The organism is Burkholderia sp. Tr-20355, from assembly GCF_017104685.1.
GTDB lineage: Bacteria > Pseudomonadota > Gammaproteobacteria > Burkholderiales > Burkholderiaceae > Burkholderia > Burkholderia seminalis.
Map to the genome: position 1 here is coordinate 15,865 of NZ_JAAGPK010000023.1, position 18,496 is coordinate 34,360.

The following is an 18,496-nucleotide window of genomic DNA, read 5'->3' on the forward strand; positions in this document are numbered from 1 at the left end:
CCCGCCGCGCCGACCTGTGCCCGCGCACGCCCCGACGGACGATCCGACGGGGCCCGGGCGTCGATCTAACCTGTTTCGAACGTAGACATCCATGCAATTCCCTGAATCCTGGTTGAGAACCTTTGTCGACCCGCAGCTGACGACCGACGAACTGTCGCACGCGCTGACGATGGCGGGGCTCGAAGTCGAATCGCTGAGCAAGGCTGCGCCGCCGACGTCGAAGATCGTCGTCGGCCGCGTGCTCGAAGTCGTCAAGCATCCGGATGCGGACAAGCTCAATGTCTGCCAGGTCGACGCCGGCACCGGCGCGACGCTGAACATCGTCTGCGGCGCGCCGAACGTCGCGCCCGGCATCAAGGTGCCGGTTGCATTGGTCGGCGCCGAACTGCCGCCGGCGGAAGAGGGCGGCAAGCCGTTCGCGATCAAGCTGTCGAAGCTGCGCGGCGTGGAGAGTCAGGGGATGCTGTGCTCGGCACGCGAGCTGAAGCTGTCCGAGGACCACACCGGCCTGCTGGTCCTGCCGGAAGATACGCCGGTCGGCCAGGATATCCGCGAGACGCTCAATCTCGACGACACGATCTTCGAAATCAAGCTGACGCCGAACAAGGCCGACTGCCTGTCCGTGTTCGGTATCGCGCGCGAGACGGCCGCGATCACCGGCGCGCCGCTGACGCCGGTCGACATCCGTCCGGTGCGCGTCGAGCTCGACGAAACGCTGCCGGTGCGCATCGCCGCGCCCGATCTGTGCGGCCGCTTCTCGGGTCGCGTGATCCGCGGCGTGAACGCGCGCGCGAAGACGCCGCAATGGATGGTCGAGCGTCTCGAGCGCTCGGGCCAGCGCAGCGTGTCCGCGCTCGTCGACATCTCGAACTACGTGATGTTCGAACTCGGCCGCCCGTCGCACGTGTTCGATCTCGACAAGATCCACGGCGGCATCGAGGTGCGCTGGGGCAAGCGCGGCGAATCGCTGAAGCTGCTCAACGGCAATACCGTCGAACTCGACGAAACGGTCGGTGTGATTTCGGATGCCGCCCAGGTCGAAAGCCTGGCCGGCATCATGGGCGGCGACAGCACGGCCGTCACGCTCGACACGACCAACATCTATCTCGAAGCCGCGTTCTGGTGGCCGGACAGCATCCGCGGCCGTGCGCGCAAGTACAACTTCTCGACCGATGCGGCGCATCGCTTCGAGCGCGGCGTCGATTACGCGACGACCGTCGAGCACGTCGAGCGCATCACGCAGCTGATTCTCGAGATCTGCGGCGGCAAGGCGGGCCCGGTCGACGATCAGTCGGTGAACCTGCCGCAGCGCGCACCGGTGAAGATGCGCGTGTCGCGTGCGAACCGCATCATCGGCGTGAAGATCGGCGCCGACGAGATCGCCAGCATCTTCACGCGCCTCGGCCTGTCGTTCGAGCGTGAAGACGACGCGTTCCTCGTCACGCCGCCGTCGCACCGCTTCGACATCGAGATCGAGGAAGACCTGATCGAGGAAGTGGCGCGCATCTACGGTTTCGAAAAGATTCCGGCGCGCCCGCCGGTCGCGACGAGCGAAATGCGCGCGACCAACGAGACGCGGCGCTCGATCCACGACATCCGTCACGCGCTCGCTGCGCGCGACTACGCGGAAACCGTCAACTTCAGCTTCGTCGATGCGGAGTGGGAGCACGATTTCGCCGGCAACGACAACCCGATCAAGCTGCTGAACCCGATCGCGAGCCAGCTTTCGGTGATGCGCACGACGCTGTTCGGCAGCCTGGTCGCCGTGCTGCGCCACAACCTCAACCGTCGCGCCGATCGCGTGCGCGTGTTCGAGTCGGGCCGCGTGTTCCTCGCCGATCCGTCGGTGAAGGCCGGCGAACTGGCGGTCGAGGGCCATGCGCAGCCGAAGCGTGTCGGCGCGCTGGCATACGGTCCGGCTGTCGACGAGCAGTGGGGCGTCGCCACCCGCGCGGTCGATTTCTTCGACGTGAAGGGCGATCTCGAGGCGCTGCTGGCGCCGTCGGCCGGGCGCTTCGTGAAGGCCGAGCATCCGGCCCTCCACCCGGGCCGCAGCGCGCGCATCGAAGTCGATGGCCGTGCGGTCGGCTGGATCGGCGAGCTGCACCCGCGCCTGATGCAGAAGTACGAGTTGCCGCACGCGCCGGTGATGTTCGAGATCGACGCGGACGCGCTGATTGCGCGTGCGCTGCCGGCGCCGACCGAGGTGTCGAAATTCCCGCCGGTACGACGCGATATCGCCGTTGTCGTCGATCAGGCGGTCGAGGTTCAGGCACTTTTCGACGAAATGAAGAAGGCACTTGCCGAAGAGGCCTGCCGATTCGTTCAGAAGGTTGTACTCTTCGACGAATTTCGTGCAAAATCAAATACTTCCGGTGGCCTTGCCGCGCACGAGAAGAGCCTTGCCTTCCGCGTGACGCTGCAGGACGCGGCTGGCACGCTACAGGACGAGGTCGTCGACCAGGCGATCCAGACGCTGGTCGAGCGGATGGCTCGCGCCGGTGCGCGCCTGCGCGGCTAAGGAGAGGGCCCGCCCGTTCGCGGGCGGCTCTTTTCCATCGTAAGTTTTGATTCAACGCGCTGTATGGCAGATATGAACGACATGACCTCGAGTGAATTCGAAGCCCTCCTGACGGCGCAACGCAGCGCCATGAACCGCGACGCCTCGGCGCCGGCGTCCCCCGAGACGCCCACGCTGACGAAGGCGGAGCTGGCGGAGCTGCTGTTCGACAGCGTCGGGCTGAACAAGCGTGAAGCGAAGGACATGGTCGAGGCGTTTTTCGAGGTGATCCGCGACGCGCTCGAAAACGGCGAAAGCGTCAAGCTGTCGGGATTCGGCAATTTCCAGTTGCGCGACAAGCCGCAGCGTCCGGGCCGCAATCCGAAGACGGGCGAGGCGATTCCGATCGCGGCGCGCCGGGTGGTAACCTTCCACGCGAGCCAGAAGCTGAAGGCGCTGGTCGAAAACGGCGCGGAGTAAGCGCCGCACGCAGCAGTCTCCGCGCGGCCGCCGCGCACCCTTACCGACGGTTAACCGACGATGACCACCACGGTTGAGAAAGTCGTTTTGCCTCCAATTCCCGCGAAGCGCTACTTCACGATCGGTGAAGTCAGCGAACTGTGCGGGGTCAAGCCGCATGTGCTGCGTTATTGGGAACAGGAATTCACCCAGCTGCGGCCGGTGAAGCGGCGCGGCAATCGTCGGTATTACCAGCATCACGAAGTGCTGCTGATCCGGCGGATTCGCGAGTTGCTGTACGAGCAGGGATTCACGATCAACGGTGCGCGCAACCGGCTCGATTCGCCGGGTAGCCCGCGGGGCGCGGCGGAACCGGTCGAACCCGAGCTGCAGGCCGCCGATGCGCGCGCATCGGGCAAGCCGGGCGTAACGGTCGACGTCATCGCGCTGCGGCAGGCGCTGCTCGACGTGATCGACGGACTGAAGCACGACTGAGCGCGACGCGCGAACGAGATCGAGCGAAAAGCCCGGTTGGCGATACGCCAACCGGGCTTTTTTCATCGGTGCCGCATACGCGCATCAGCGCGACGCGAGCGGATTCTTCCGGCCCATGTCGACGACCAGCGTACCGTCCGGCAGCATCCGCACCGAGCCCTGCGCGACCTGGCTGCGATAACCGTACAGGTCGAAGCGCATCGGGCCAGCCTCGGCCGAATTGCGGATCAACGCGCGTACGTTCAGTTCGAGCACGTTGAACATCTTCATGTCGCCGCCTTCCATCCACATGTAGCTCGGCGCATCGATCTGCGGCCGCTTCGGCGCCGGAGCGCCGGCCGCGCGCCGGAACGTGAGCCGCAGCCCGTCGCGTTCGACCGTGGCTTGCCCGAGCTTGCCGTTCAGCACCGGCGGCGGGAACACGGTGTACTGGTCGAGCACGAGTGTGTCGCCGCGCAGCGCCGCGCCGCGCCGCTGCAGCGGCGTCAGCGACGCAAGCTCGATGCCGAGCGAGCGCAGGAGCTTCGCCTGCGGAATGCCGAGCACCGACACCTGCGTCGGCCTGAACGCGAGGTGCCGGTCGTCGAGCACCGTCAGCGAGCCTTTCATGTCGGTCGGCAGCCAGACGCCCGGCACGTGGTTCCACAGCTTGATGCCGCCCTGGACGCGCAGGTCCTGGCCGTCCGCGCTCAATTGCAGGTCGTTCAGCGAACGCGGCGAGTAGTCGAGCAGGTAGTTGTTGAACAGCGCCGACATCGCCTTCCACGACTCGACGACCGTGCCGCCGAGAATGCGGATGTCGTACTGGTTCGGATCGTCGAGATCGACGGGCTCGCCGGGGCGCTTCGACACGAGTTCGACGTCGAGATCCTCGACATGGAAGCCGATGTCGCCGGACAGGTTGAAGTCGACGTTGCGCAGATGGATCGTCGGGTTGCGGTTCGACACGTGCCGTTCGTTGAATGGCGTGGTCGACGTGCGCCGCATCGCGACCTTCTGCATGCCCGGGCGCGCCGCGTCCGCGGCGAGCGCATAGGCTTCCCAGTGCTGGCGCACGTCGCGCAGCGCAGTCTGCTGCGCGGCAAGGAAACTGTCGTTCAGGCGCGCGGTCGCGTTGCCGAGCAGCGCGCCGCTGGCCGGGCCCGTGTACGAAGGCATCCGGATCGCCATCGCACCGCTTTCGTCGAAATTGAAATAGCCGGCCGACACCTGGTCGCGATAGTGATACAGGTCGAACACGAACGTCTGGTCGCGCTTCGACGGATCGACCGGGCCGATCAGGATGTCCGCGTTCATCGGCATCGAGCGCATGAACTTCACGTCGCCGCCGCGGATGTACATCGCCTGTTGCGGCGCATTCGCGGGCATTGCGAAGCCGGCATGCGTGCCGTCGTCGAGCGTCAGGTCGAGGCCGGCCGGCGTCACGCGCAATGCGGTGAGGGTGATCTTCAGGCGCGGCGGCGGCATCAGCTTGTCGACCGCCATCACGAGATCGTCGCCGGCAAGCTGCGCGATCGGCGTCTGGACCTTCAGCAGGTCGGCCATTTTCACGTTGGCCGCGCGCATGACCGGTTGCGCGTTGATCCCCGACACGCGCACGCCGGTCGGGTGGAAGACGAGCTGGCTGCCGTCGCGGATCGCGAGCGTGCCGGTCAGCGAGAACGGCACCCAGCCGTCGCGCTGCATCTCGCCTTGCAGATGGATCACGCCGTCGCCGGCCGATACGGCCAGCTTGCGCAGCGGCGCGTTGCGGTAGCCGAAGATGTAGGTGTTGAAGAGGGCGGTCAGCTTGGCGTTGTCGAGCGTGACCGTGCCTTCGTGCACGTCGATCTCGAAGCTCGTCGGATCGTCGAACACGATCGGCGCGCCGGCCTGCGTCGGCACGAGCGTGGCTGACAACTGATGGATGAAGAAGCCGAGGTTGTTGACGATGCGGAAATCGACGTCGCGCAGGAACGTCATCGCGCCGTTCTGGCCCGAGTCGCGCAGCGTGAACGGGCGCGGCTGGGTGAGGCTGATCGATGCGAGCGACGGCACCGTGCGCGCGATCTGCTGCTCGTGCGCGAGGCGTTCGGCTTTGGTGCGTTCGATCTTCGTTGCCGCGATCGACGTGTTGCTGTCGCGCTGCGCGGCCGATTCCGCGCAGCCGGCGCACAGCAGGGCGAGCGCCAGCGCACCGCAGCCGAACACACGGGCGGGCGTGCGCGACGCCGGGCCGGCCGCGCGTGGCAGGCCGGAAAACCAGTCGAAAATTGCCAAAGGCGAGCGATGGCCGCGCCGGACCGGATTCCGCATCGTCTGTCTCCATGTCTTGTCGTGATCGACGGCGGCGCGCGCCACTGGACGGCGCGAGCGTCGATGCCGTGCAGTGTGTCATAGCGCGCTAGAGCGGCGTTACCAAACAACGGGCGCGCGGGCGCGGGGCGCCGGCGCGCTGCGGGACAATGGATTCGCGGTGGTCGGGCGGCCGGATCAAACGGTCGTTTGGTTTTTGCCGGGCGCCCGTCGGCGTCTTTTTCGCGACCGGGCAAATCCGTCGCGAGCCTTGGCTGGCGCGGGTTTGCCCGGATGGGCGGCACGGCCGCCGGTCAGACCGGCCACTGCTGCCGGATCGTGCTCTGCGCGGCCGGGTCGAGTTGCAGGCCGTGCTCGATATACGACGCCATCGAGTCGTACGAAGCCGTGACCTGATCGAATGCCGCCTCCTGTCTCGCGCAACGCCGCAAAGCCGGGCGGGCCGGGTCGACCGGCGTGCAGTCGGACGGCTCGCCGGGCGCGTCGATCTCGCGCCGGCCAGCCGCACGGTGGCGATGGGCGACGCATCGGCCATCGTCCCTTTCGATGAGGGCCGCATGCGGGAAGGGGCGGCCCGGGCCGTGCATCAACGGATACGCTCGGTGTTGACGGCGGGGTAAGATCGGCATCAGTGGCGGGTTCGATCACAACACGTTGGTCATCACGGGGAAGCGCCATGGACCTGAAGGAAGTCGACGTACTGGGTGCGGGGGCAGGCGATCACTGGTACTACGCGTCGAAGGCGAGCGCGATCCGACGGTTCCTCGGCGGGGCGGGCGCGCACCGGATCCTCGACGTCGGGGCAGGGTCCGGCTTTTTCTCGAAGCACCTGCTGGAACGCACGCAGGCATCGGAAGCGTGGTGTGTCGATACGAGCTACGCCGACGATACCGACGAGGAGACGGCCGGCAAGCCCATCCACTTTCGGCGGTCCGTCGAACGGTTCGATGCCGATCTCGTATTGCTGATGGACGTGCTCGAGCACGTCGACGACGATGTCGGCCTGCTGACGCAGTACGTGAGGGGCGCGCCTTCCGGCAGCCGGTTCCTGATCACGGTGCCTGCGTTCCAGTTCCTCTGGAGCGGCCATGACGATTTTCTCGAGCATAAGCGCCGGTATACGCTCGGCGGTCTCGAGGCCGTGGTGCGTCGCGCGGGGCTCGACGTCGAGCACGGCGCCTATTACTTCGGCCTCACGTTTCCGCTGGCGGCGGCGTTGCGGCTCGGCGAGCGGGTGCGTCGACAGCCGCGCGAGCCGGCATCGCAACTGCGCCGTCACCATCCGCTCGTCAACGGCCTGCTCAAGACGATCTGTCGTATCGAGTTGCCGATGTTCCGCTTCAACCGCGTCGCCGGATTGACGGTCATCTGTGTCGCGCGCAAGCGGTGAGTGCGATGCGAGGACCGCGTGGTCGGCGCGTGGCGCGCGCTGTCATGCGCGGGGGACGGACGCATGCATCAGGTGTCGTCAAGCTAGGAAATTTCACAAGAACATTCACAAAATGCATGCGACCCGATTCTAAATCGGAGAAGTGTCTGTTATACTTTTCTTCTTTCGGGGCGTAGCGCAGCCTGGTAGCGTACCTGCATGGGGTGCAGGTGGTCGGAGGTTCAAATCCTCTCGCCCCGACCAGACAAGAACCCGCGTCAGTTCAGGCTGACGCGGGTTTTTTCTTGCCGGTCGCTTTTTTGCACATCGCGGCGCGGCCCCGGTAAAATGCAAGGTTGATCCACGGAAAGCGCCGTGATTTAGCGGAAGAGGATTCCCCGAACATGACTGATCTTCGTCTTACCATGCGGTTCGCTGCAGTGCTTGCCACCGGCGCGCTCGTTGCCGGTTGCGGTACGTCGTCGCCCACGAAAGTGGACTACAAGAGCGATTCGAAATCGAAGGAAGCGTCGCTCGCAGTGCCGCCCAACATGCTCGACGAGACGGCCGATCAGCGTTCGCTGCCGCCCCAGGGCGGCGCGACTTCCCTGTCTGCGCTTCAGCAGGTCCAGCAGGCGGCGCCTGCGCTGGACACCGTCGCGCCGGCCGTGGCCGGCATGCATATCCAGCGCGACGGCACCGAGAGCTGGCTCGTGATCGACGGCAAGCAGCCGGCCGACATCTGGCCGCAGGTCCGCCGGTTCTGGCAGGAGCAGGGCTTCCTGCTCGTGGTCGACCAGCGCGACAAGGGCGTGATGGAAACCGACTGGAACGAAACCCATCCGCAGATCAACGACGGGCTGATCCGCAGCGTGATCTCGAAGGCGATGGGCAACTCGTACGTGACGGCCGAGCGCAACAAGTACCGTACGCGTCTCGACTCGGCGCCGAACGGCGGCACCTACGTGTTCATCAGCCAGAAGGGCATGCGTGAGGCGATCACCGGTGCGAACAACGATTCGAGCAAGTGGGAACCGAAGCCGAACGATCCGGCGCTCGAGACCGAATACCTGAAGCGGCTGATGGCCGTGCTCGCGCAGAATGCGCAGCGTGCGAAGAACGGCGAGCCGCCGATCGCGAACATCAAGGACAACACGGTACCGATCGAGAAGAAGGCCGACGCCGACGCATCATCGAAGGCCGCGGCAGCGATCGCCGCGCAGAACGTCTCGCGCACGTCGGCACAGGGCAATGACGCGGCCGATGCGGCCGTGCCGTCGGAAGTCACGCTCGGCGAACCGTACGACCGGTCGTGGCTGCACGTCGGCCTCGCGCTCGATCGCGCGAACTTCACCGTCGACGATCGCGATCGCACGAAGGGTCTGTATTTCGTGCGCTACGTCGATCCGAAGGATCTGACCTCGGCCGAGCAAGGCTTCTGGAGCCAGCTGTTCCACGGCAAGAAGGAAAAGCAGGCGAAGCAGTACCGCGTCAACGTGAAGGCGCTCACGGCCGACCAGACGCGCGTTGCAATCGTTGACGATACGGGCGCGATCGACACGTCGTCGCCGGCACGCCAGATCATGGGGCTGCTCGTGAATCAGCTTCGCTGATCCCGGCGCGTCCCTGCATCACTGAAAAGCCCGCCGTTCGGCGGGCTTTTTTTATAGCCGCTCGCGCTTGCGTATGCATGTGCGAGCGGTTCGGTCCCTCCCTCGTGACGTTACGTAACATCCGCGCGTTACGGCGGCAGAACACGTGTCACATTGTCGCCATCGTCAAAAAATGTTCTTTTAAATCAACGAAGTGATCGGTTTTCAATGGCTGGCATGCAACCTGCTTTATATGTTGGAATTGTTGAAACAGGGAGGATGACGTCAGATGCCGGGCGGGCGCCGCGAGCGCCGGATCAACGGTATCGGCGTCTTCGAATGTCGGCGCGGTATGCGCCGGTGCAACCGATGACGATCCGCGCACGCGTGCGGATCTCGATGGCCCCGTCGCCTATCCTCGTAGGGCGACGGTTTCGCCCGCGCTTCTCTGAGGCGCGGGCTATTTTTTTGGGGCCGTCGGGCCATGTCGCATCGGCGTGGCCGATGCGCGACGCGTGATTCGCGTATTCTCGGACTTTTGTCGATGAAGGAGTCGGGAATGGCGGAAATTGCAGTCGTGGCGCTGATCGTGGCGAAGCCGGGTGCCGAGGAAAAACTGCGCACCGTGCTCGAAGGGATCGTCGAGCCGACCCGTAACGAAGCCGGTGCCTTGCAGTACGACCTGCACCGGGATCTGAAGGAACCCTTGCGATTCGTATTCGTCGAGCGTTGGGAGAGCGAGGCGGCGCTGGCTGCGCATGCGCGCTCCGCGCACATTCTCGCTTATCGCGAAGCGGCCGCGGACTGGATCGAAAGTTCCGAAATCCGCGTGCTGTCGAAGCTCGTCTGAGCCGGGCGGGGCGACCGGACGTGTCCGGTCGCGGCGGCGCGTCAGTGCGACGCGCTGGGGACGTCGAGGATCAGGATGATCGTCCAGTCGGCGTCGCCGTCATGGTGATACTGGCGCTCGGCCACGATGAACGGCTGCTGCTTGCCTTGCGGGCCGAGGAACAGCACGTCGCCCTCCATCGGCAGGCACTCGATCGGCGGCAACGCGAGGAACGCGTCGGCCGAGCCGCGGGGCATCAGTTGCTTGATCTGGCGAGTGGCGGCTTCGGTCCACTCGATGTCGAGTTGAATGTTGCTCATGCTGTCCTCCGCACCGGGGTGCGCACGGGTGGAAAATTTCGGTGCGCGACTTTAGCACAGCGCGCAGGCGCCGCAACCAAAAAAGCCGAACCCGGTTGCCCGGATTCGGCTTTTTACTTGTGCGATGCCGCCGAACTTACTGGCTGGCAGCGTCTGCAGCCTTGGCTGCCTTCTTGCCGGCCTTCTTCGCTGCTGCCTTGTGATGAGCAGCCTTCTTGCCGTGGTGATGCTCTTCCTGCATCGCCGGCTGAGCGGCTTCGGCCGCCTGCTGCTGTTGCAGCGCCTGTGCGCGTTGCTCGATCTCGGAGATCTTGGCCGGATCGGTAATCGTCTTGATTTCCGTGCTCTCTTGCGCATACGCTGCGCCAGTCAGCGCCGACATCGCTACCAGGATAGCCAGGGACGTCTTCTTCATTGCTTTACCTCCGCTAAGTGGTGATGAACCCGAGTGTTGCCGTTTTGTCTGGCGACTGCAATCGAGTGCGTGTCGAGTGTAACAAAAGTGACGGATCAATGTGCACCGGATCGCGGCGCGACGCAAGGCCCCGTTGAAGTCGCGCAACACTTCGTGTACTTCGTCATGCGCATGCCATTCTGGGCGGATTCACTCCGTCCGTGCCCGTTTCCCCGCAGACTTTCAAAACCAGCCGAGCCACCGGTACACGTGGAATTGCGCAATGCCGACCAGTTCGTGCAGCGCCTGCTCGGCATTGGCCAGGTTGCGCCAGCGCGGCAGCCAGCCTGTTTGCGCAAGCCGGCGGTTCGCATAGACGGGCTGCGGATCGATGCCGAACCGGCGGAAATCGAGCAATGCACGGCGCATCTGGTACGACGACGTGACGAGAATGCGTGCGTCGTCATACTGTGAGCGTAGTATAGATGCAGTGAATTTCGCGTTTTCGTAGGTCGTGCGGCTGTCCGGTTCGAGAACGAGGTCGGTGGGAGCAACGCCTTCCGCGACGAGCTGGCGCCCGTATACGGCTGCTTCGGCTTCGCCGTGATGCTGCGGGTCGCCACCCGACATCACGACGGTGCAACGCTCGGCCTGCTGTCGACACGTGCGATAGAGCGCCGCAACCTTGTGGATGCGCGCGGCGCCGTCGGGCGGTGCGCGCAGCCCGTTGTCGGTGCGGCGCGTGCCGGAGCCGAGGAGAATCAGTGTGGTCCGCCCGTGCATGACCGGGTGCTCGACCGGTGTGACGCCGGCCTCGGTCCACGCGATCAGCGGCGCGGCGAGCCAACCCGTTGCGAGCAGCCAGAGCAGCGCAATCGCGGCGATCGAGATGATTCTCCGCCGCTTGCGGCAGAGCATGAAACCGATGAAGAGAAGTACAAATGAATCGAACAGAATCAATTTGATTGGGGTATGGTGTCTTTTTATGGACGGCTGACGATCCGGCCCTGAAGCGACGCCGAACGTCGGCCTCCAGAATCGGTGGCGGTGTCGGCGGGCGGAGACCCCGCCCGGCGCGCCGCTTCGCATTGTCGCTGCACTTTAAGAAAGAATCGAGATGGCCACGTATTCCAACGAAGCGGTGCTCGACGCATTGAGACGAGTGCAGTACCGCCAGGTACCGTGGGCACGCCGCCCGGGCGTGTTCGAGTATCTCCGTTCGCTCGGGCTGATGGACACGGTCAGGCAGAAGACCGTCGCGCCCGCGCCGGGCTTTCATGCCCCGGTCGACATCGCCGTACTGACCGAAACCGGTCGAGCCGAATTCTCGCGCCTCGAGCGCGACGAGAAATTACTTTCCTGGACCGATCGCCGCATGGACGACTACGCATTGAGCGAAGCGAGCGCCGTGGCGATTCTCGAAAGCCGCTTGTAGCGGCGGAGCCTCCCGGCGCGTGCGTCGCCGCGCGAGCGGTCATGTCAAAAAAAAGCCCGTATCGCGAGGATACGGGCGTACCGGATACTTTTGCTGTTGCCACGCTGTGCTCATGGCAACGATGTGACTCGTCGCTTGCGGCGCAGTTCCCGAAAGCGGGTACTTTCTTTGGCGAATGCCTGAAATCGGCAGGACTACGGATGACGCGGCACGTCGGACGGCTGCGAGCCGATGCGCGCCCGCGCGTTGCTGGCGATATCGCCGCGCAGGTCGCCGCGCGGCACGGTCTGCCGGCCGGGCGCGTTGGCGGACGGCGGTTGGCGCGGCGTATTCCGGTGATCCTGCTGGCGGTGAGGCGGCTTCGTGCGATCGTCGGCATGGGCTGGAGCGGTCAGCGCCATGGACATGACAATGCCGCATGCAACGAGCAGTGACATTGGTCTCATGGCGGGGGCTCCCTTCAAGCCGTCGATGCGGCCTGTTGATATGTCGCTAAGGTAAGCGCGGGAGTGCAGGCTTGCTGTAAATATTGGTAAATAGTTGTATCGCGGCACGACAACGGTAATCGACGGCAAGGCAGGCGTCGCGAAAAGATCGCGCCGCAGAAAGAAACCGGGCGGCCGAAGCCGCCCGATCGAGCATGCGTTACGCCATCTTGACGGGCGCGCGCCAGGATTCCGGGTTGGTCCAGAAGGCGCCGCGCAGCCGGTCGCGGCTCGGCGGTGCAGGCGGCTTCGCGGCGCTCGCGCCGATGCGCCCGCGCAGCGAGATCTGCCGGCCGCTCGTGCCGAGTCGCTTCACGATTTCGGCGAGCGTACCGTCCGCCTGCCATTCGTCGAAGCGACGACGGCAGGTCGGCGGCGACGGGTAGCGGCCCGGCAGCTTCGACCAGCCTTCACCCGTCGACAGCACCCACAGCACGGCGTTGACCACCGAGCGGGCTTCCACGCGGGGACGGCCGCGCCGTTCACTCCGTGCGGGTTCCGAGCAAAACAGACCCTCGACCAGCGCCCACTCGTTATCTCTCAAATCGTCGAACAGCATCATGTCCTCACCTCAGCGAAGCTAACTCCGGTGCGCTGCCCTGCGCCGCGCACTCTTCAAGCACTCGATCGTCGAGTGCCGGGTGGGGGCGTCCGGTTGGCCGGCAGCGGCGTTTCTACTCTTCCGTCCGACGAAACCTGCGCCCTGTGCGCAAGGTAATGCACGAAGCGTGCCATGTCAGAGGTGATTCCCTTGAGAGCCGCTTGGCAGCGAGCTAACGGCTAAGTCAGCTAGGGGCGTATAAGACGCCAAAATAACCCGCCAGCAAATCGGGACAATCACCAATCTTGTGCAGTTCGCCCGTACCACGTGCGTTTGCGAATGTATTGCACCGCAGCGAAACATGCGCGATGAGGGTCGGATTCGCCCATCGAGCCCGGATTCGTGCATTAAAATCGTGCATCGATATCGACGATTGATGAGGGCGGGAAATGAACGTCACGCTGCGCCAGCTTCGCGTATTCATCGAGGTCGCGCGGCTCAAGAGCTTCAGCCGTGCGGGCGACGAGATCGGGCTCACGCAATCCGCGGTCAGCCGCTGCGTGCGCGAGCTCGAGGCCGAACTCGGGCTGAAGCTGATCGACCGCACGACGCGCGACGTGCAATTGACCGATGTCGGTGCGAACCTGATCGCCAGCGTGTCGCGCCTGCTCGACGATCTCGACGACACGCTGCGCGAGATTCGCGAGATCGGCGAGCAGCGTCGCGGGCGCGTGATCGTCGCGGCGAGCCCGACGATCGCCTGCCGTCTGATGCCGCGGGTGGTCGCATCGTGCGAGCGCCAGTTCCCGTTCGTGACGCTGGGCCTGCGCGACGACGTGCAAAGCGACGTCCTGCGCAAGGTGAAGTCGAGCGAAGTCGACTTCGGCGTCGTGATCGGTCCGCTGACGGTCGCCGATCTCGTGTGCGAACCGTTGATGACCGATTCGTTCTGCCTCGTCGCGCGGGCCGATCATCCGCTCGCGGCACGGGCCGAGGTGCCGTGGACGGCGCTGGACGGCGAGCGCCTCGTGCTGCTCGACCATGCGTCGGGCAGCCGGCCGCTGATCGACGCCGCGCTGGCCGCCCATCACGTCAATGCGACGGTCATGCAGGAACTCGGGCATTCGGCGACGGTGTTCGGGCTGGTCGAGGCGGGCGTCGGCGTGAGCGTGCAGCCGTGGCTGTCGCTGCCGCTGCCGGCCGGCTCCACACTGGTCGCGCGGCCGCTCACGCCGCGCACCGAGCGGACGGTCGAGCTGGTGCGCCGCCGCGACCGGTCGCTGTCGCCCGCGGCCCAGGCGATCTGGGAACTCGTGCGGCAGATGCCGGCGCGGGCAGAGGATCTCGACTGACGCGCGCCGACTTGCACCGGCCGGGTGTGCGGGCCGGTACACTACGCGGATCGTGTTCCTCGGCGGTGGTTCTCGATGGTGCATTCCGATGATTTCCTTGCGGTGACCGGCGAGCCGGCGGCACGCGCCGCGGTGCAGGCGCTGCGTCCGTCGCTGATCCGGGAAGTGGCGAACGCCGGCTTCGGCGTGCCGGACATGCTGCCGTTCTGGTTCGGCGAATCCGATCGCGTGACGCCGGATTTCATCCGCGACGCCGCGGCGGCCGCGTTGCGCGACGGTGCGACCTTCTACACGCACAACCTCGGTACCGCGCCGTTGCGCGCGGCGATCGCGGCCTACGTCGGCGCGCGCCACGGCGCGACGGCGGCCGACACGGTGGCCGTGACGAGTTCCGGCGTGAGCGCGCTGATGCTGGCCGCGCAGATGCTGGTCGGTCCCGGGGACCGTGTCGTCGCGGTCACGCCGCTATGGCCGAACCTCGTCGAAATTCCGAAGATTCTCGGCGCGCAGGTCGAATGCGTGCCGCTCGGGTATGGCGACGCGGGCTGGCGGCTGGATGTCGGGCGGCTGCTGGCCGCGCTGACGCCCGAGACGCGAATGTTGCTGATCAATTCGCCGAACAACCCGACCGGCTGGACGATGTCGCGTGACGACCAGCAGGCCGTGCTCGCCCATTGTCGCCGGCACGGCATCTGGCTGGTCGCCGATGAAGTGTACGAACGGCTCGCGTTCGATGCGGGCGGCGCGCCGTCGTTTCTCGATATCGCCACGCGCAACGAACGGGTCGTCGTCGTGAATTCGTTCTCGAAGGCGTGGGCGATGACGGGCTGGCGGCTCGGATGGCTTGTCGCGCCGGCGTCGGTGATGGGCGACCTGTCGAAGCTCGTCGAATACAACACGTCGTGCGCGCCGGGCTTCGTCCAGGCCGCGGGCGAGGTTGCGCTGCGCGACGGCGAGCCGTTCGTGCGGTCGTTCGTCGCGTCACTGCGCGACGCGCGCGATCACCTGGTCGCCGCGCTGCGGACGTTGCCGGACGTCGAGGTGCCGCCCCCGCCGGGTGCGATGTACCTGTTCCTGCGGCTGCCCGGCGCGGCCGACAGTCTCGCGTTCTGCGAGACGCTGGTGCGCGAGGCGGGCATCGGCCTGGCGCCCGGGCGGGCGTTCGGCCCGGAAGGCGAGGGCTTCGTACGGTGGTGCTATGCATGCGATCCGGCCCGGCTCGACGCGGGCGTCGAGCGGCTGCGCCGGTTCCTCGCGCACGGTTCGGCGGCCCGCTGAAGCAGGGCCGGAGCGCGCGCGCCGTACTGGCGGCGGCCCGCTCGGCTCATCTTTACGCACCGGGCAATTTTGCGTAATATGGCGCTCAGTCACGCGGTTCCGTCGTTGAGCCGTGCTGTTCCGTCCGGTTTGGGCCTGGCCTGAAGTTGGTTCGCCGCCCCCGGTTCGTGCTCCCATCAATATGACCGATCAGAATCGGGCGAGCGCGTCTTCCGTTCCTTTCGTCTGTTTGTTGATCCGGTTCGTTTGACCACAGGGTCTGGCCTAGCTGCATGAATACCCAAGAGGCGAAGATCGTCCTCGAGACTGCTTTGATCTGCGCGCAGGAACCGCTGAAGCTCGGCGATTTGCGCAAGCTCTTTGCCGACGGCGTGTCGGCTGACACGGTCCGCACGTTGCTCGAAGATCTGAAACAGGATTGGTCCGGCCGCGGCGTCGAGCTGGTGGCGCTGGCGACCGGATGGCGCTTTCAGAGCAAGCCGGCGATGCGTCATTATCTGGATCGCCTGCATCCCGAGAAGCCGCCGAAGTATTCGCGCGCGGTGCTCGAAACGCTCGCGATCATCGCGTACCGGCAACCCGTCACGCGCGGCGACATCGAAGAGATCCGCGGCGTGACGGTCAACACGCAGGTGGTCAAGCAACTCGAGGATCGCGGCTGGATCGAGGTGATCGGCCATCGTGACGTGCCGGGACGCCCGGCGCTGTACGCGACGACCAAGCAGTTTCTCGACGATCTCGGCCTGAAGGCGCTCGATGATCTGCCTGCGCTCGAAGAGCCGGCCGCGAACATCGAGGCCGCGCTGCTCGCGCAGCAGGCGATGGATTTCGACGGGGACGTGCCGGTCGCCGACGACGCGGCGGGCGATCCGTCGCAGGCGCTGGCGGATGAAACATCGGTCGAATTGCCGGACGATGCCGCGACTGCGGCCGACGGCGCGTCGACGCAGGAAATTCCGGGTCGCGATACGCTCGAGGCTGATCGCGGGCACACGGAACAAACGGAACAGGTGGGCGCCCAAGCAGTGCCGACCGGTGTGCAGTCCGAGCCGCCGCGTGCGGATCGGGGTGAGGAAGATCGCAAGCCGGCCGCCGAAGCGGCTGCCGGAGACGGAGCGGAAGCGGCCGGCGTCACGCCCGGCGAGGCTGACCAGGCCAACGCGTCCCGTTCCCGTTCCGCGGACGACGAGATGCTGGACGACACGTCCGACAGTCTCGCGGATGCCGTACGAAGCGCCAGCGCGCCCATCGGCGCCGACGCGTTGCCGGACGACGAAGCAGAACCCGAACAGCGTCGCGCCTGATCGCGGCCAACATCTTGCCGCGCCCGCGCCGGGCGCGAGACCTGACATTTTGAGGTTGTTTTGACTGATATCCACGATATTGAATCGTCCGCGCCTGCCGTGCAGGCGGCGCGCGCCGACGATGCGCCGGAGCAGGATGCTTCGGCCGGTGGCGACGAGCGTCCCCGCCGCGGTTTGCGGCGCGGCCCGCGCAGCCTGATCGCGCGGCGTCGCGCGGCAGCCAAGTCGAAGGGCGCCGAAGGCGAGCAGCCGGGCGGCGAAGGCGCGGATGCGCAGCCGGCCGAGACGGCCGAAGCGCAGCCGGCGCGTGCGCCGCGCAACAAGGATGGTGCGGCCAAGGGGGGGCGCAAGCCGGCCGGCAAACGCGAAGGCGCGGCCAAGGCTGGCCAGGGCGGTCAGGGCCGGCGCGGTGCGCCGAAGGCTGAGGGCGGCCCGGTGAAGGCGGAGGGCGATGCGTCCCAGGACGAGCTGTTCGCCTACGTGACGTCGCCTGCATTCGACGCGGACAACTCCGCGGGCGGCAGCGGCGTGCGTGCGCCGATGCTGCGCCGCGGCCGGAACCAGCCGGCGAACAAGCGCGTGCTGTCGCCGGACGACGACGCGCCGAAGCTTCACAAGGTGCTGGCGGAGGCGGGCATGGGCTCGCGCCGCGAAATGGAAGAATTGATCGTCGCCGGCCGCGTGTCGGTGAACGGCGAGCCCGCGCACATCGGGCAGCGCATCATGCCGACCGACCAGGTGCGGATCAACGGCAAGCCGGTCAAGCGCAAGCTGCCGAACAAGCCGCCGCGCGTGCTGCTGTACCACAAGCCGACGGGCGAGATCGTCAGCCACGCGGATCCGGAAGGCCGTCCGTCGGTGTTCGATCGCCTGCCGCCGATGAAGACGGCGAAATGGCTTGCGGTGGGTCGCCTCGACTTCAATACCGAAGGTCTGCTGATGCTGACGACTTCGGGCGATCTCGCGAACCGCTTCATGCACCCGCGCTACAGCGTCGAGCGCGAGTATGCGGTGCGCGTCGTCGGCGAGCTGGCCGAAGGGATGCGGCAGAAGCTGCTGCACGGCGTCGAGCTCGATGACGGTCCGGCGAATTTCCTGCGTATCCGCGACGGCGGCGGCGAAGGGACGAACCACTGGTATCACGTCGCGCTGGCCGAAGGCCGCAACCGCGAAGTGCGCCGGATGTTCGAGGCCGTCGGCCTGATGGTGAGCCGCCTGATCCGTACGCGTCACGGCCCGATCCCGCTGCCGCGCGGCCTGAAGCGCGGTCGTTGGGAAGAGCTCGACGACGCGCAGGTGCGCAAGCTGATGGCGACGGTCGGCCTGAAGGCGCCGACCGAGGAGAAGGGCAAGCGCGGCGGGGCTGGCCAGGCCGAACGCCGTCAGCCCGATCCGATGGAGACGTCGATGGGTTTCATCAGCCGTGAGCCGGTGCTGACGACGCATGGGCAACTCGACCAGCCGCGCCGCGGTGGCGGCAGGCGCGGCGTGCCGGGGCTGCCCGGCCTGAGCGGCTACGGCAGTCTGCCGGTTTCGCCGTCGGGCTACGGTAATCGTACCGGCGGTGGCCGTGACGGCAACCGTGGTGGCATGGGCGGTCGCGATGGCAACCGTGCCGGCGGCCGCGATGTCGACGGCAATCGCGCGTCGTACGGCGCGGGCCCCAAGCGCGAAGGCGCGGGCGGCAAGCGCGGCGGCGGCAAGGGCGGCGGTAATCGCAATCCGAACGGCAATCGGGCGGATGGCGCCGGCAACGGCGGCGGTCAGCGCGGCGGCCAGCGTCCGCAGCGCAGCCGTACGCGCAGCCGCTGAACGCATGTCGGCGCGCGGCGGCGCACAGCCGCCGGC

18 protein-coding genes, 1 tRNA gene and 1 pseudogene are annotated in these 18,496 nt (G+C 66.4%); 12 read left to right on the top strand and 8 right to left on the bottom strand.

Annotation, left to right across the window (positions count from 1 at the left end):
* Positions 1–91 precede the first annotated feature (91 nt).
* The 3 genes from pheT (at position 92) to G3N62_RS08810 (ending at position 3,454) form a co-directional block, all read left to right on the top strand.
* Positions 92–2,521: a phenylalanine--tRNA ligase subunit beta gene (gene pheT / locus G3N62_RS08800; RefSeq protein WP_124669174.1), complete on the top strand. Its 2,430-nt coding sequence runs from the start codon at positions 92–94 to the stop codon at positions 2,519–2,521.
* 72 nt (positions 2,522–2,593) lie between these two features.
* On the top strand, positions 2,594–2,980 hold the full coding sequence (locus tag G3N62_RS08805; protein ID WP_034190156.1) for an integration host factor subunit alpha: 387 nt from the start codon (positions 2,594–2,596) through the stop codon (positions 2,978–2,980).
* A 60-nt stretch (positions 2,981–3,040) separates the two neighbouring features.
* Positions 3,041–3,454 (top strand): MerR family transcriptional regulator, encoded by a 414-nt coding sequence (locus tag G3N62_RS08810; protein ID WP_049033775.1) that lies wholly within the window; start codon positions 3,041–3,043, stop codon positions 3,452–3,454.
* An 84-nt stretch (positions 3,455–3,538) separates the two neighbouring features.
* Here G3N62_RS08810 and G3N62_RS08815 read toward each other — a convergent pair whose 3' ends face one another.
* The gene (locus G3N62_RS08815; RefSeq protein WP_034190176.1) at positions 3,539–5,749 is read right to left on the bottom strand and encodes a lipoprotein; all 2,211 of its coding nucleotides are present in this window, start codon (positions 5,747–5,749) and stop codon (positions 3,539–3,541) included.
* 293 nt (positions 5,750–6,042) lie between these two features.
* Positions 6,043–6,339 (bottom strand): hypothetical protein, encoded by a 297-nt coding sequence (locus tag G3N62_RS08820; protein WP_124669173.1) that lies wholly within the window; start codon positions 6,337–6,339, stop codon positions 6,043–6,045.
* Positions 6,340–6,425: 86 nt separating this feature from the next.
* Here G3N62_RS08820 and G3N62_RS08825 point away from each other — a divergent pair, with 86 nt between their 5' ends.
* From G3N62_RS08825 to bamC, 3 genes are all read left to right on the top strand, one after another.
* The gene (locus G3N62_RS08825) at positions 6,426–7,139 is read left to right on the top strand and encodes a methyltransferase domain-containing protein (protein WP_124608019.1); all 714 of its coding nucleotides are present in this window, start codon (positions 6,426–6,428) and stop codon (positions 7,137–7,139) included.
* Positions 7,140–7,305: 166 nt separating this feature from the next.
* Positions 7,306–7,382: transfer RNA gene (locus tag G3N62_RS08830), tRNA-Pro, on the top strand.
* 140 nt (positions 7,383–7,522) lie between these two features.
* Entirely contained in the window at positions 7,523–8,731 is a 1,209-nt protein-coding gene (gene bamC, locus G3N62_RS08835) for an outer membrane protein assembly factor BamC (RefSeq protein ID WP_034190153.1), read from the top strand.
* 148 nt (positions 8,732–8,879) lie between these two features.
* Here bamC and G3N62_RS08840 read toward each other — a convergent pair whose 3' ends face one another.
* Positions 8,880–9,095 (bottom strand): hypothetical protein, encoded by a 216-nt coding sequence (locus tag G3N62_RS08840; RefSeq protein WP_124669127.1) that lies wholly within the window; start codon positions 9,093–9,095, stop codon positions 8,880–8,882.
* 174 nt (positions 9,096–9,269) lie between these two features.
* Here G3N62_RS08840 and G3N62_RS08845 point away from each other — a divergent pair, with 174 nt between their 5' ends.
* Positions 9,270–9,560, top strand: a complete 291-nt coding sequence (locus G3N62_RS08845) for a putative quinol monooxygenase (protein WP_034190152.1) — start codon at positions 9,270–9,272, stop codon at positions 9,558–9,560.
* A gap of 41 nt (positions 9,561–9,601) precedes the next feature.
* Here G3N62_RS08845 and G3N62_RS08850 read toward each other — a convergent pair whose 3' ends face one another.
* The 3 genes from G3N62_RS08850 to G3N62_RS08860 form a co-directional block, all read right to left on the bottom strand.
* Positions 9,602–9,859, bottom strand: coding sequence for a hypothetical protein (locus G3N62_RS08850; RefSeq protein ID WP_011884572.1), 258 nt, complete (start codon positions 9,857–9,859; stop codon positions 9,602–9,604).
* Between the two features lie 136 nt (positions 9,860–9,995).
* A complete protein-coding gene (locus tag G3N62_RS08855) occupies positions 9,996–10,274 on the bottom strand; it encodes a hypothetical protein (RefSeq protein WP_011351789.1) in 279 nt (92 codons plus the stop codon).
* Between the two features lie 222 nt (positions 10,275–10,496).
* A complete protein-coding gene (locus tag G3N62_RS08860) occupies positions 10,497–11,213 on the bottom strand; it encodes a YdcF family protein (protein ID WP_049028421.1) in 717 nt (238 codons plus the stop codon).
* Between the two features lie 157 nt (positions 11,214–11,370).
* Between G3N62_RS08860 and G3N62_RS08865 the strand changes: the two genes are divergently transcribed.
* Entirely contained in the window at positions 11,371–11,688 is a 318-nt protein-coding gene (locus tag G3N62_RS08865) for a hypothetical protein (RefSeq protein WP_034190150.1), read from the top strand.
* Between the two features lie 194 nt (positions 11,689–11,882).
* Here G3N62_RS08865 and G3N62_RS35915 read toward each other — a convergent pair whose 3' ends face one another.
* The gene (locus G3N62_RS35915) at positions 11,883–12,134 is read right to left on the bottom strand and encodes a hypothetical protein (RefSeq protein ID WP_034190149.1); all 252 of its coding nucleotides are present in this window, start codon (positions 12,132–12,134) and stop codon (positions 11,883–11,885) included.
* 211 nt (positions 12,135–12,345) lie between these two features.
* Positions 12,346–12,732: pseudogene (locus tag G3N62_RS08875) on the bottom strand (transposase); the annotation flags it as partial.
* Positions 12,733–13,163: 431 nt separating this feature from the next.
* Here G3N62_RS08875 and G3N62_RS08880 point away from each other — a divergent pair.
* From G3N62_RS08880 to rluB, 4 genes are all read left to right on the top strand, one after another.
* A complete protein-coding gene (locus tag G3N62_RS08880) occupies positions 13,164–14,066 on the top strand; it encodes a LysR family transcriptional regulator (RefSeq protein WP_034190148.1) in 903 nt (300 codons plus the stop codon).
* 75 nt (positions 14,067–14,141) lie between these two features.
* Positions 14,142–15,344 carry a pyridoxal phosphate-dependent aminotransferase gene (locus tag G3N62_RS08885; protein ID WP_049028422.1) on the top strand — a complete coding sequence of 401 codons (1,203 nt, stop codon included), beginning with the start codon at positions 14,142–14,144 and terminating at the stop codon, positions 15,342–15,344.
* Between the two features lie 272 nt (positions 15,345–15,616).
* Entirely contained in the window at positions 15,617–16,648 is a 1,032-nt protein-coding gene (scpB, locus tag G3N62_RS08890) for an SMC-Scp complex subunit ScpB (protein ID WP_049028423.1), read from the top strand.
* A 60-nt stretch (positions 16,649–16,708) separates the two neighbouring features.
* On the top strand, positions 16,709–18,460 hold the full coding sequence (gene rluB / locus G3N62_RS08895; protein ID WP_034190145.1) for a 23S rRNA pseudouridine(2605) synthase RluB: 1,752 nt from the start codon (positions 16,709–16,711) through the stop codon (positions 18,458–18,460).
* Positions 18,461–18,496 lie beyond the last annotated feature (36 nt).